The following is a 12,638-nucleotide window of genomic DNA, read 5'->3' as shown; positions in this document are numbered from 1 at the left end:
CATCGCCTCTCGTGAAGGAGTCACCATGCCGCTCGTCCGGGTCCACAACTTCTCCATCTCCCTCGACGGCTTCGGCTCCGGCGAGCCGCAGTCCCTGGAGTCCCCCTTCGGCCACGCCGGGGAGCGGCTCCACCAGTGGATGTTCGCCACCAGCTTCTGGGACCGGGAGGGCGGCGGGCGCGGCGTCGACGCCGTCTTCGCCGCCCGCCACGAGGAGGGCATCGGCGCGGAGATCATGGGCGCCAACAAGTTCGGCCCACCCGGGTGGCAGGACGACCCCGACTGGCGCGGGTGGTGGGGGGACGACCCGCCGTTCCACACCCCGACCTACGTCCTCACGCACCGGACGAGGCCGCCGCTGGAGATGGACGGCGGCACCACCTTCCACTTCCTCGACGCCTCCCCCGCCGACGCGCTCGCCGTCGCGCGCGAGGCGGCCGGCGGCCTCGACGTACGCCTCGGCGGCGGTGCGACGGTGGTGCGAGAGTTCGTGGCCGCCGATCTCGTCGACCACCTGCACCTCGTCGTCGTGCCGATCGTCCTCGGTCGCGGCAGCTGGCTGTGGGGCGGGCTGGCCGGCCTCGAGGACCGCTTCGACACCGAGGCCGTGTCCTCGCCCAGCGGCGTCGTCCACCTGACGCTGACCCGCCGCCGCTGACGGTGCCCGCGGGCCGGGGCGATTTCAGACGGCCCCTCCTGCTCCGGTATGCTCGCCCGCGTTGCCCGGACAGACTTTCGTGGTCCGGGCGGCGGGCTGTGGCGCAGCTTGGTAGCGCGCCTCGTTCGGGACGAGGAGGCCGCAGGTTCAAATCCTGTCAGCCCGACACACCGAGATCCCGGACCCCTCAGGGGTCCGGGATCTCGTCGTTCACCGGCCGGGTGGGCTCAGCGGGCGGCGGCGATGAGCTCGGCGATCTGCACGGTGTTGAGCGCGGCGCCCTTGCGCAGGTTGTCGTTGCTGATGAAGAGCGCGAGGCCGCGGTCGCCGGGGACGCCCGGGTCCTGCCGCAGCCGTCCGACGTACGACGGGTCGCGGCCGGCCGCCTTGAGCGGGGTCGGCACCTCCTCGAGCGCCACCCCCTCGGCCGAGGCGAGGATCTCGCGGGCGCGGGCGGGGGTCATCGGCCGCTCGAACTCGGCGTTGACCGCGAGCGAGTGGCCGGTGAAGACCGGGACGCGGACGCAGAGGCCGGAGACCAGGAGGTCGGGCAGGCCGAGGATCTTGCGCGACTCGTTGCGGAGCTTCTGCTCCTCGTCGGTCTCGTTGAGCCCGTCGTCGACGATCGAGCCCGCCATCGGCAGCACGTTGTAGGCGATGGGCTCGACGTAGGTCGTCGGCTCGGGGAACGAGATCGCGGAGCCGTCGTAGGCCAGCTCCCGGGCCTTGTCGCCCGCCGCAGCCACGCCGTCGGCCAGCTCGTCGACGCCGGCCACCCCGGAGCCGGAGACGGCCTGGTAGGTGGAGACGATGAGGCGGGTCAGGCCGGCCTCGTCGTGCAGCGCCTTGAGGATCGGCATCGCTGCCATCGTCGTGCAGTTGGGGTTGGCGATGATGCCGCGCCCGGCCTCGATGACGCCGGCCATCGCGTCGGGGTTGACCTCCGAGACGACCAGCGGGATGTCGGGGTCCTTGCGGAACGCCGAGGAGTTGTCGACGACGATCACTCCCGCGTCCACGAACCTCGGCACCAGCGCCCGCGAGGTGGTGGCGCCGGCGGAGAACAGCGCGATGTCGAGCCCGGTGGGGTCGGCGCTCGCCGCGTCCTCGACGGTGATGTCGCGATCACCGAACGGGAGCACCGTGCCGGCGGAGCGCGAGGAGGCGAAGAAGCGGACCTGGTCGGCCGGGAAGTCGCGCTCGAGCAGGATCTGGCGCATCGCCACGCCCACCTGGCCCGTCGCACCGACGATGCCGATGTTGACCTTGTCGCTCATCGCCCGGTGCCTCCGTAGACCACGGCCTCGACCTCGCCGGCGTCGAGGTCGAACGCCGTGTGCGTCGCGCGGACCGCGTCGTCGACGGCCGACTCGTCCACGATGACCGAGATCCGGATCTCGGAGGTGGAGATCATCTCGATGTTGACCCCCGCCGAGGCGAGCGCGGCGAAGAACTTCGAGGTGATGCCGGGGTGGGAGCGCATGCCGGCACCGATCAGCGAGACCTTGCCGATCTTGTCGTCGTAGAGCAGCTTGTCGTAGCCCACCTCCGCCTGGATCCGCGCGAGCGCGGTCATCGCGACCTGTCCGTCGCTACGGGGCAGCGTGAAGGAGATGTCGGTGAGGCTGGTCGCCGCGGCGGAGACGTTCTGCACGATCATGTCGAGGTTGACCTGCGCGTCGGCGAGCGCCTCGAAGATCCGGGCGGCCTCGCCCACCTTGTCGGGGACCCCGACGACGGTGATCTTGGCCTCGCTGCGGTCGTGGGCGACGCCGGCGATGATGGGCTGTTCCATGGTGTCTCCCTCGCTGGGTCCGGCTGGTCCGGGGTCGAGCTGCGGGTCGTCGACGACCCAGGTGCCTTCGAGCTGGCTGAACGACGACCGCACGTGGATCGGGATGCCGTAGCGGCGGCCGTACTCCACGCACCGCAGGTGCAGGATCTTCGCCCCGCAGGCGGCCAGCTCGAGCATCTCCTCGTAGGACACCTTGCTGAGCTTGCGTGCGGTGGGCACGATGCGCGGGTCGGCGGTGAAGACGCCGTCGACGTCGGTGTAGATCTCGCACACGTCGGCGTCGAGCGCCGCTGCCAGCGCCACCGCGGTGGTGTCGGTGCCGCCACGACCGAGCGTGGTGATCTCCTTGGTGTCGGCCGAGACACCCTGGAAGCCGGCCACGATCACGATGTGGCCCTCCCCGATCGCCTGGGTGATCCGGCCGGGCGTGACGTCGATGATCTTGGCCCTGCCGTGCACCGAGTCGGTGATCACGCCCGCCTGCGAGCCGGTGAACGACCGCGCGGTGTAGCCGAGGTCGCTGATCGCCATCGCCACCAGGGCCATGGAGATCCGCTCGCCGGCGGTCAGCAGCATGTCCATCTCGCGCGCCGGCGGCAGCGGCGAGACGCCGTGGGCCAGGTCGAGCAGGTCGTCGGTCGTGTCGCCCATGGCGGAGACGGCGACGACGACGTCGTGCCCGGCCTTCTTGATGTCCACGATGCGTCGGGCGACGCGCTTGATGGCGTCAGCGTCGGCGAGCGAGGAGCCGCCGTACTTCTGCACGACAATGCCCACGGTTGGTCCTCGGGATCGGTGTGCGGCCGTCGACGGCCGCGGTGCTCTGGCGTGCCTGCCGGCGCCGTTGCCGCCAGGCCATCCCCAGATTCTACGGCTGGGCGGTCGGCGCGCTCCCGAGCATCTCATCCGCGACGGCGACGACCTCGGCCTCGGCCTCGAAGTCGGTGTCGAAGCGGTCGTGGGCGACGACGGTCAGCAGCGCGCTGAGGGCGGCGCCGGCGAGGGTGCCCCAGCTGTTGACATAGGAGAACTGCCACCACCACAGCGCCTCGTCGACGTCGCCGGCACGGAAGTGGCGCAGGCCGTTCTCGAGGTCGATCGCGATCGAGGCGAGGTCGTCGGAGAGGCGGCTCTGCACCACCTCGGGGACGTAGGGGTCGAAGACGAACGCGTAGTCGTCGACGCCCTCCAGCATCTCCGCGAGCCGCAGCCGCAGGTCGTCGATGTCGGCCTCGGGGCCGACGTCGGGCTGGTACTGCTCGCGGGGCGTGAAGTCGGTCTGGGCGCCCATCCGCGCGCCGGCCAGGAGCACCTGGCTGATCTCGAGGAGCAGCAGCGACACGGCCTCGGCCCCGTTGCCCTCCCGCGCGATGGCGCGGAGCGAGAGCAGGAAGCTCTCCACGGAGTCGGCGATCTGCTCGCCGAAGCGGATCTCGTCGGTCTCGGTCATTCGGCTGATCTCCTTCCGGCGAACGCTCGCCCGAGCGTCACCTCGTCGGCGTACTCCAGGTCGCCGCCCACTGGCAGTCCACTCGCCAGACGCGTGACGCGCAACCCCATCGGCAGGAGGAGGCGCGTGAGGTAGGTGGCGGTGGCCTCGCCCTCGAGGTTGGGGTCGGTCGCGAGGATGACCTCGGTGACCGCGCCGTCGGCCAGGCGCGGCATCAGCTCCTTGACGTGGAGCTGGTCGGGGCCGATGCCGTCGATCGGCGAGATCGCCCCGCCGAGCACGTGGTAGCGGCCGCGGAACTCGCGGGTGCGCTCGATCGCCACGACGTCCTTGTACTCCTCCACGACGCACAGCACGCTCGGGTCGCGCCGCTCGTCGCGGCAGATCCGACACCGCTCGTCCTCGCTGACGTTGAAGCAGGTCGAGCAGAACTTCACCCGCGCCTTGACCTCGATCAGCACGTCGGCGAGGCGGCGCACGTCGGTGGGCTCGGCCTGGAGCAGGTGGAACGCGATGCGCTGCGCGCTCTTGGGGCCGACGCCCGGCAGCCGGCCGAGCTCGTCGATCAGGTCCTGGACGACACCTTCGTACAAGAGGGACGCCTCAGCCCAGGCCGGGGATGCCGGGCATGCCGCCGCCCCCGCCGAGGCCCTCGGTCAGCGGGCCCAGGGAGTCGCTGGCGAGCGCCTCGGACTTGGCCCGCGCGTCGCGGTAGGCGGCGACGATGAGGTCGGAGAGGTCGGACAGGTCGTCGGGGTCACTGCCGTCGAACTCACCGGAGCGGATCGTCACGCCGACCAGCTCGCCAACGCCGTTGGCGGTGACCGTGACGGCGCCGCCGGCGACGGTGCCCTCGACGGTCTGCCGGGCGAGGTCGGCCTGCGCCTCCTCGAGCTGCTGCTGCATCTGCTGCGCCTGCTGGAGCAGGGCGTTCATGTCGAAGCCGCCGCCGCCGAGGGCGTCGAAGGGGTTCTGGGTCATCTGGTCTCCCGCACTGGGTTGGGTGGAGCTGGGATCGGGTGGTCGGTCAGTCGTTCTTGATCTCTTCGATCAGCCGGGCGCCGAGCGTCTGGCTGAGCAGCGACTCGGTGTCGATGGCCGCGGAGTCGGCGTCGGGGTCGTCGGGGTCGACGTCGTCGTCGGCGGAGCGGACCGGCGCCGCGGGCTCCGCGGGGCTGCCGGAGCGGGCGGCCTCGAGCGCCTCGCGGGCGGGCGCGGCGGACACCGGGGGCGGGGCGGCGGGCGCCGCAGGGCTGGCGGGTGTCGCGGAGCCGCTCACCCAGTCGGGCGGCCCGCTGGGGGCCTCCTGGGCCGGGGCGGACGACGGGCGGGAGTCGGTGGCCGCCTGGCGGACCACCGGGGCCTCGGCGGCAGCGCCCGAGGGGTCGACGATCGACTCGACGCGCCAGTCCATGCCGACGACGTCGATCGCGGCCTGCCGCAGGATCTCGTCGCAGCCGCCGTTGACGAACGAGTCGCGGGCCCCGGCGTTGGCGAAGCCGACGGTGAGTCGGACACCGTCGACGTCGACGACATGGGCGTGCTGCGAGAGCACCATCCACGCGAGACGGCGACGGTTCTTGGTCTGCTCGAGGATGTCGGGCCACAGCCGGCGTACGTCGACGAGGCTGAGGCCGCCGCGTGGTCCGGCCGGCTGCTCGGCGACCGGGGCGTCGGGCCCGGCGCCTGCCGCGGGCACCGGCGCGGGCTCGGCGACGACGGGCGGTGCCTGCGCGGCCGGGGTCGCGTCCACCGACCCAGGAGCGGAGCTCGGCATCGAGGTCGGGATCGGCGGGGGCGGCGGCGGGCCCTCGTCGCGGACCGGCGCCGGGGAGGATGCCGGGGCCGGCGCCTGGGCCGGCGGCTGGGCGGGCGCCTGGGCGGGCGGCTGGGCAGGCGGCTGGGCAGGCGCGGCCGGCTGGTCGGGGCGGGGCGGGGCAGCCGAGGGAGCCGCGACCGCCGGGGCGGCGGACGGGCCGGACGGCGCCGGGGCGCCGGCGACGTCCATGCGCCGCTCCAGGCGCTCCAGGCGCGCCATCACGCCGTCGGAGGTGTGGTCGGCGCCGGGCAGCAGCACGCGGGCGCAGAGCAGCTCGAGGAGCAGGCGGGGCGCGGTCGCGCCGCGCATCTCGGTGAGGCCGGCGGCGACGATGTCGGCGGCCCGGCTGAGCTCGATGGCGCCGAAGCGCGCGGCCTGCGCGACGAGGCGCTCGCCCGCGTCCTCGGGGACGTCGATGAGCCCGGTGGCCGGGGCGTCGGGCACGGCGGTGACGATGACCAGGTCGCGCAGCCGGCGGAGCAGGTCCTCGGTGAAGCGGCGCGGGTCCTGCCCGGTCTCGACCACCTTGTCGACCACGGAGAACACGGCGGCGCCGTCGCGGGTGGCGAACGCCTCGACCACCTCGTCCAGCAGCGTGTCCGGGGTGAAGCCGAGCAGGTCGGTCGCGAGCTTGTGGGTCACCCCGCCCGGACCGGCCCCGCCCAGCAGCTGGTCGAGCACCGACAGCGTGTCGCGGGCCGACCCGGCGCCGGCGCGCACGACGAGCGGCAGCGCGGCGGGCTCGATCGACACCCCCTCCTCGGCGGCGAGCTGGGACAGGTAGTCGCTCAGCAGGCGCGGCGGGATCAGCCGGAAGGGGTAGTGGTGGGTGCGCGAGCGGATGGTCGGCAGCACCTTGTCGGGCTCGGTCGTGGCGAAGATGAACCGCAGGTGGGGCGGCGGCTCCTCGACGAGCTTGAGCAGGGCGTTGAAGCCCTGCGTGGTGACCATGTGGGCCTCGTCGATGATGTAGACCTTGTAGCGGTCGCGCACCGGCGCGAAGAACGCCTTCTCGCGCAGGTCGCGGGCGTCGTCGACGCCGCCGTGGGAGGCCGCGTCGATCTCGATCACGTCGATGGAGCCCGGACCCCCGCGGGCGAGGTTGCGGCAGCTGTCGCACTCGCCGCACGGATCGGCGATCGGCGCCTGAGCGCAGTTGAGCGCGCGGGCCAGGATGCGGGCGGAGGTGGTCTTGCCGCAGCCGCGGGGCCCGGAGAAGAGGTAGGCGTGGTTGACGCGGTTGGCCGCCAGCGCGGCCCGCAACGGCTCGGTCACGTGGTCCTGCCCGATGACCTCCTGGAAGGTCTCGGGCCGGTAGCGGCGATAGAGCGCGAGCGGTGACTCCACGTCGTGAACCCTAACCGTGCCCACCCACAGTGCGCACAGGCCGGGACCACCGCGGGAGATGCGCGGGAGATGCGCGGGAGCGGCGAGGGACAGGTGCCGCGTCACGGGCGGGGCGCCGGACATGGAAAGGCCCCCCACGCACCCGCTAGAGCTCACTTACCCTTGCTGCCTTCCGGCCCTGGGGGAATTGGGCGAGATGGCGCCGCGTGGGGGGTTGCCGGAAGTCTAGGGGAGCCCGTGACGGGCACCCAAACCCAGGGTGCGGCAGGCGATTTCACCGGCCACCGGACCGACCGGTACTCTCCTCGGCGGAGGTATCGCCTAGTGGCCTATGGCGCTCGCTTGGAAAGCGGGTTGGGTTAATAGCCCTCGGGGGTTCGAATCCCCCTACCTCCGCCGACACGCAGGGCCCCGCACCGGATGGTGCGGGGCCCTGCGTCGTGTGCGGGGGCGTACGCCCGGCTCAGCGCACCTGGGCTTTGAGGCCGTAGCGCCACTCCTCGGAGATCAGCAGGCTCCCCTCGTCGAGGCGCCGCTCGACCGCGTCGACGAGCATCGCGGACGCCTTCTCCGGGTAGACCCGGTCCCACGACAGCTCGTCGCGGTGCTCGAAGACGTTGTGGATGACCGCGGTCATCAGGTCCTTGTCGACGGGCGGGGCGAGGAAGTTGCTGCCGGCGAGGAACGTCTCGGACCGGTCGGAGCCGAACCGCAGGGTCACGCAGGGCACCTCGAGGACGTTGGCCTCCTCCACGATGCTGCCGGAGTCGGTGACGATGACGGCGCACATCGACATCGCGGCGACGACGTCGAGGTAGCTGTCCCACACGGGGGTGGAGATCAGCGCGTCGCCGTACCTCGCCTCGAGGTCCTCGAGCCACTGGCGGCGGCCGAAGTTGTCGATCGCGGCCTCGGTGCCGAGCAGGCGGATGAACAGGACGTGGTGGCCCTGCTCGAGCAGCGCCTCCATGGCGTCCATCAGCAGGTTGAACCGGTCGCGGTTGGTGGTGTTCTCGCGACGGTGGACGCAGAAGCGCAGGAACGACCCGTCGCCCATCTGCGGGAACCGCTGGAGCACCTGGTTCTTGTCGCTGCCGGCGACCGCCTGCTCCAGCGCGTCGACGACCGAGTTGCCGACGACGTCGATGGCGGCGGGCGCGAAGCCCTCCTCCAGCAGGAACTCGCGGTTGAGCTCGACCGGAGCGGCGTGCAGGTCGGAGCCGGCGTCGGCGACGCGGGTGTTGAACTGCTCCGGCGACGGCTCGCGGCTGCCCTTGGCCCAGCTGTCGCGGTCGATCGACTGGGCGCGGAACGAGGCCCAGTCGAGGTCGGCGCCCTGCTCGAGCCAGCCCTTGAGCACCTCGGGCTTCGGCGAGAGCGTGCGGAGCCCCGCCTCGACGTGCACCAGCGCCTGGCGCTCGCCGAAGGTGGCCAGCGCTCCGGCCATGGCGGTCGTGGTGTCGCCGTGCACGTAGGTGATGGGGAAGCCGCCGCGCTCGGAGAAGCCGCGGAGGTATTGGGCGAGCTTGGCGGTGATGCCGGAGACGAGGTCGTTGACGCCGCCGCGCACCTCGAGGTTGATGTCCTCGCGCACGCCGAACTCGTCGAGCATCGACTGGGACAGGTTGTGGTCGTAGTGCTGGCCGGTGTGGCAGAGCACGACGTCGTGGCCGCGCTCGCGCAGCTCGTGGTAGATCGGCGCCTGCTTGATGATGTCGGGCTTGGTGCCGACGACGACGATGTGCTGACTGTTCTCGTGGGACATGGGTTCCTTCGGGTGGTGCGTGAGGTGGGGAGGCGCGCTCAGAGGAGGTCCTCGCGGGTGCTGGCCGCGAGGAGGGAGCGGAGCCGTTCGAGGATGCCGATGTCGAGGGCCTTCTGCCGGTCGAGGACGTAGACGGCGTCCTCGTGGGTCACGACGATCAGGCCGCGGGCGCCGAGCGTGACGACCGGTCGGCCGTCCATGCTGGCGACGAGGGTGTCCTCGGCGTCGAGCTGGAGGGCGGGGCCGATCGAGGTGACCCGCTGGTCGTGCAGCACCCGCTCGAGCCGGGTCCAGGTGCCGACGTCGGTCCACCCGAGCTGGCGGGGGACGACCAGGCACTCCATGCCGGCCCACATCAGCGGGTAGATCTCGTGCCCGCCGATCGCCGCGCCGCGGTAGGCCTTGTCGGCCGTGGCGCCGCGGGCGAACCGCTCGATGGCCTCGAAGATGAGTGGCAGGGCGGTGCGGTAGGCCTCGCACGCGCGCCCCACGCGTACGCCGTAGCAGGCGGTGTTCCAGTAGAGGTTGCCCGTCTCGGTGAGCTCGGCGACGACGTCCTCGTCGGGCTTCTCGTGGAACGAGTCGATCACCTGCACGGCGTCGTCGCCGCCCTTGGTGTGGATGTAGCCGAGTCCGGCGTCGAAGCGGGTGGGCTCGGCGCCCAGCACGACCATCGACCCGGGGGTGGTGACCAGCTGGTCGAGCATGTCGCGGGAGGCGGCGTTGAAGGCCTCCTCCTCGGTGATCAGGTGGTCGGAGGGCGCGATGAGTGCCGGCGCGTTGCCGTACTTGTGCGACAGCGTCGCGATGCTGAGCGCGAACGCCGTCGCGGGCCCGGCCGGGTCCTCCTCGAGGATCAGGTTGTCCGGGGGGACGGGACCGAGCGTCGCCAGGGCGGCCTCGGCGAAGCGGGCGCGGGTCGAGACGTGGATGCGGCTCGGGTCGACGATCTCGCTGAGCCGCTCGATCGTGCCGGTGAGCAGCGGGCGGTCGCGCACGACGGGCTGGAACTGCTTCGGGGCGCGGTCCCGGCTGATCGGCCACAGGCGCGAGCCTTGGCCGCCGGCCAGGATGACGGCGACGGGCTCGTCCGTGGTCTCAGGCATGGCCCGATTCCATCATGGGTCGGGGTGTCGTGGGTCACCGCCGCAGCAGCGGGCGCAGCATCGAGGCGAGGGCGAGCAGCGACCCCGCGACCAGGCCCGACCACAGCAGGATCGCGCGGGGCGTGCCGAAGAGGTCGACGCGCCGGGGCGCCGGCGGCGCCTGGGCGTCGGCGCGGACCTCCTGGACGGTGGTCTCGACCTTGCCCTTGCGCCCCGGCCGGATCTCCCGGGTGAGCGCGTCGTGCGCCTGCACCACGCCCGCGCCCGTCCATGGGCTCGAGGCGTCGTCCCGTGCCGCGCCGGCGCCCTCGGCGGTGGCCTGGAGCCGGGCGACGAGCTGCTGCGGCGTGTCGCGGGGGAACCGCTCGGCGAGCAGCGCCAGGACGCCGCTGACCTCGGCCGTCGCCCACGAGGTGGCGACCTCGCCCACGACGCAGGCCTGGCCGGTGGCGTTGGCGGAGAGCGCGCCCACGGTGGGGGCCGCGACGTCGGTGTCGGCGTTGGGCACGACGTAGGCGCTGGGGTTCTCGTCGCCGGGTGGGGTGGCGCTGACAGCGAGCACGCCGGGGTAGTCGGCGGGGTAGACCTCCGCATCGTTGCCCGGGGTGCCGGCGAACCCGTCGGGGGTGCTCGACGCAGCGTTGCCCGCGGCCGCGACCACCACCACGTCGAGGGCCACCAGGCGCGCGACGGCCGCCTCCAGCGCCGGGTCGGACTGGCGGACGGCGAGGGAGATGTTGACGATGTCGAACCGCTGCTGCGGTTGGGCCGAGATGACGGCCTCGATGCCGGCGACGATGCCGGCCGAGGTCAGCGGCCGCTCGCCCTGCGTGGTGTCGGCGTCCTCGGCGTCGTAGACCTTGACGTCGTAGACCTGCGCGTCGGGAGCGACCCCCTGCGGCCCGGCGATCAGCCCGCCGACGATCGTGCCGTGGCCCGACAGCAGCGCATTGGGAGAGACCCCCGGGACGGCCACGCCGCCGACGACGTCGAGTTCCTCGACGCCCATCACGCCGCTGTCGATCACGGCGACCTTGACGCCCCGGCCGGTGGCGAGCTCCTGCGCCTGCTCGACGTGCATCCGGTCGAACGCCGCGTTGTCCTTGGCGTGGGTGTCGGCGAGCCGCTCGGACTGGGGCAGCTCGGCGACGCTGCAGGGGGCGTCGTGGTCGGCAGCGGCCGGCGTCGCGCCGAGCGGCACGACCGCCGCGGCGAGCAGGCCCGCGGCGAGCACCGTGCGCGGCGACGGGCGGCGACGACCCGGCGACGGGGCAGCCATCAGCCGGCGTCCGCGGACGCGTCGTCGGCCGGCGGGGCGTCCTCGGGGACCCGGCGTGCGCTGTTGGTCGACAGCGGGACACCGGACTCGAAGAACTCCAGCCACGCGCTCGGCACCAGTGGCGGGTCGACGTCGCCGTAGCCGAGGAAGTCGGGCACCTCGGGGCCGACGAGGGCGTACTTCGCGCCCTTCGGGTCGATGACGTAGGGGGTGCCGGACTCGGCGGCCTCGCCGGAGCCGGAGAGGACGTAGGCGCCCGCGCTCGGCTCGACGTCGACCGCGTGGCGTCGCGGCCGGACGCCCGAGGGGTCCGCGGCGCCGGTCGGGTTGGTGGCGAGGCTGAAGGTGGCGCCGGCACGCGCGTCGGGGTGCAGCACGGCGCACAGCGCGCCGTTGGTGATCGGCTGCGGGACCTCGCTGGGCCACTCCGCCGGGGTCTTCGGGTCGCCGAACGACGCGGACAGGTCGTCGGCGAGCTCCTGCGTGCCGGTGCCGACGACGTCGTAGACGAGCGCGTCGAAGTCGCTGAGCCGCTCGGGCTTCTCGTCGCCGAGGAGGTAGTAGGCGCCGCTGCTCGAGCGCAGCAGGTCACCGATGCGGTAGCGGGAGAGGTCGGTGCCGGTGCTGCCGTAGGGCACCCGCTCGCCGGCGCGGGTGACTCCGAACGACTTCTGCTCGAGCGGGTCGCCCAGGCGGAAGAGGTTGAGCCAGTCGGCGTCGACCTCGGTGGCGGAGGCGCCGAACCCGAGCCGTACGCCCAGCGTCGAGGACTCGGTCTCGTCGGCCGGCATGGGCAGGCGGTAGGCGCTGCCCTGCTCGCTGCCGACCGGCGGCGCGGTGGCGATGAGCCAGGTGGTGCCTTCGCTGCGCACCAGGAAGGCCGACCCGGTCAGGTCCTCGACCGTGGGCCTGCGCTGCACCGCGAGCTTGATGCCGACGCCTGCGCCGGTGCACGCGGTCCAGTCGTCGTCGACCAGCTCGTCGGCGGACGGCAGGCTGGCGGGGGCCGCGTCGATGCCGAGGTCCTCGCCGAGCTGCACCGTGCGGATGTACTTGTCGCGCACCGTGAAGGGCGTCAGCTTGGCCTCGCCCAGCAGCAGCTGGGCGGAGACGTAGTTGGGCACCCGCTGGAGCAGGGGGTCGTCACCGCCGCGCAGGACGACGTACTGCTCGCCGGTGTCCTTGGAGATGACGAAGCTTCCCTCGTCGAGCCACTGGGCGGGCGGGCGGCCGAGCAGGAAGCCGGCGATGGCCGCACCGGCCAGCAGGAGCACCGACAGGGCGACGCCGCCGATGAGCACGCGGCCGGGACGCACCGGCTCGACCTCCCGGCCGCCCGGGGCGCCGGAGACGAAGGCGGTGACCAGCCGGCGGCGGCTGAAGGCGTGCGCCTCGACGAGATCCTTCTTGGTGGCCATC

At 72.8% G+C, this 12,638-nt stretch carries 11 protein-coding genes, 2 tRNA genes and 1 other RNA gene; 3 read left to right on the top strand and 11 right to left on the bottom strand.

The window, feature by feature from the left end; all coding sequences use genetic code 11:
• Nucleotides 1-25 precede the first annotated feature (25 nt).
• Together AC3X7Z_RS07550 and AC3X7Z_RS07545 are read left to right on the top strand one after the other, a co-directional pair.
• On the top strand, nucleotides 26-658 hold the full coding sequence (locus tag AC3X7Z_RS07550) for a dihydrofolate reductase family protein (RefSeq protein ID WP_489975519.1): 633 nt from the start codon (nucleotides 26-28) through the stop codon (nucleotides 656-658).
• Between the two features lie 92 nt (nucleotides 659-750).
• Nucleotides 751-824 (top strand) — tRNA-Pro (locus AC3X7Z_RS07545).
• Nucleotides 825-885: 61 nt separating this feature from the next.
• On the opposite strand, the gene AC3X7Z_RS07540 is transcribed toward AC3X7Z_RS07545, so the two are convergent.
• From AC3X7Z_RS07540 to ffs, 7 genes are all read right to left on the bottom strand, one after another.
• A complete protein-coding gene (locus AC3X7Z_RS07540; protein ID WP_489975518.1) occupies nucleotides 886-1,935 on the bottom strand; it encodes an aspartate-semialdehyde dehydrogenase in 1,050 nt (349 codons plus the stop codon).
• A complete protein-coding gene (locus AC3X7Z_RS07535; protein ID WP_489975517.1) occupies nucleotides 1,932-3,230 on the bottom strand; it encodes an aspartate kinase in 1,299 nt (432 codons plus the stop codon). Before AC3X7Z_RS07535 ends, AC3X7Z_RS07540 begins: the two co-directional genes overlap by 4 nt.
• 91 nt (nucleotides 3,231-3,321) lie before the next feature.
• The gene (locus AC3X7Z_RS07530) at nucleotides 3,322-3,903 is read right to left on the bottom strand and encodes a DUF5063 domain-containing protein (RefSeq protein ID WP_489975516.1); all 582 of its coding nucleotides are present in this window, start codon (nucleotides 3,901-3,903) and stop codon (nucleotides 3,322-3,324) included.
• A complete protein-coding gene (recR, locus tag AC3X7Z_RS07525) occupies nucleotides 3,900-4,496 on the bottom strand; it encodes a recombination mediator RecR (RefSeq protein WP_186339912.1) in 597 nt (198 codons plus the stop codon). Before recR ends, AC3X7Z_RS07530 begins: the two co-directional genes overlap by 4 nt.
• Before the next feature lie 10 nt (nucleotides 4,497-4,506).
• Complete coding sequence (locus AC3X7Z_RS07520; RefSeq protein WP_186339911.1) at nucleotides 4,507-4,884, bottom strand: YbaB/EbfC family nucleoid-associated protein; 378 nt, start codon at nucleotides 4,882-4,884, stop codon at nucleotides 4,507-4,509.
• A gap of 46 nt (nucleotides 4,885-4,930) precedes the next feature.
• Nucleotides 4,931-7,069: a DNA polymerase III subunit gamma and tau gene (locus tag AC3X7Z_RS07515; protein ID WP_489975515.1), complete on the bottom strand. Its 2,139-nt coding sequence runs from the start codon at nucleotides 7,067-7,069 to the stop codon at nucleotides 4,931-4,933.
• Nucleotides 7,070-7,194: 125 nt separating this feature from the next.
• Nucleotides 7,195-7,285: signal recognition particle sRNA small type (ffs, locus tag AC3X7Z_RS07510), an RNA gene on the bottom strand.
• 94 nt (nucleotides 7,286-7,379) lie between these two features.
• Between ffs and AC3X7Z_RS07505 the strand changes: the two genes are divergently transcribed.
• A tRNA-Ser gene (locus AC3X7Z_RS07505) sits at nucleotides 7,380-7,465 on the top strand.
• Nucleotides 7,466-7,532: 67 nt separating this feature from the next.
• Here AC3X7Z_RS07505 and AC3X7Z_RS07500 read toward each other — a convergent pair.
• From AC3X7Z_RS07500 to AC3X7Z_RS07485, 4 genes are read right to left on the bottom strand one after another with little or no spacing between them, the layout of a single operon-like run.
• Nucleotides 7,533-8,834: a UDP-N-acetyl glucosamine 2-epimerase gene (locus tag AC3X7Z_RS07500; protein WP_489975514.1), complete on the bottom strand. Its 1,302-nt coding sequence runs from the start codon at nucleotides 8,832-8,834 to the stop codon at nucleotides 7,533-7,535.
• A gap of 38 nt (nucleotides 8,835-8,872) precedes the next feature.
• A complete protein-coding gene (locus tag AC3X7Z_RS07495) occupies nucleotides 8,873-9,940 on the bottom strand; it encodes a sugar phosphate nucleotidyltransferase (protein WP_186339908.1) in 1,068 nt (355 codons plus the stop codon).
• A 34-nt stretch (nucleotides 9,941-9,974) separates the two neighbouring features.
• Nucleotides 9,975-11,219: a S8 family serine peptidase gene (locus tag AC3X7Z_RS07490; RefSeq protein ID WP_489975513.1), complete on the bottom strand. Its 1,245-nt coding sequence runs from the start codon at nucleotides 11,217-11,219 to the stop codon at nucleotides 9,975-9,977.
• On the bottom strand, nucleotides 11,219-12,637 hold the full coding sequence (locus AC3X7Z_RS07485) for a type VII secretion protein EccB (RefSeq protein WP_489975512.1): 1,419 nt from the start codon (nucleotides 12,635-12,637) through the stop codon (nucleotides 11,219-11,221). The genes AC3X7Z_RS07490 and AC3X7Z_RS07485 overlap by 1 nt, the downstream gene beginning before the upstream one ends.
• Nucleotide 12,638 lies beyond the last annotated feature (1 nt).

This window comes from Nocardioides sp. Z24_21, from assembly GCF_058134345.1.
Note: the sequence above shows the minus strand (reverse complement) of the source record. Positions and strands in the feature narration are given on the sequence as shown.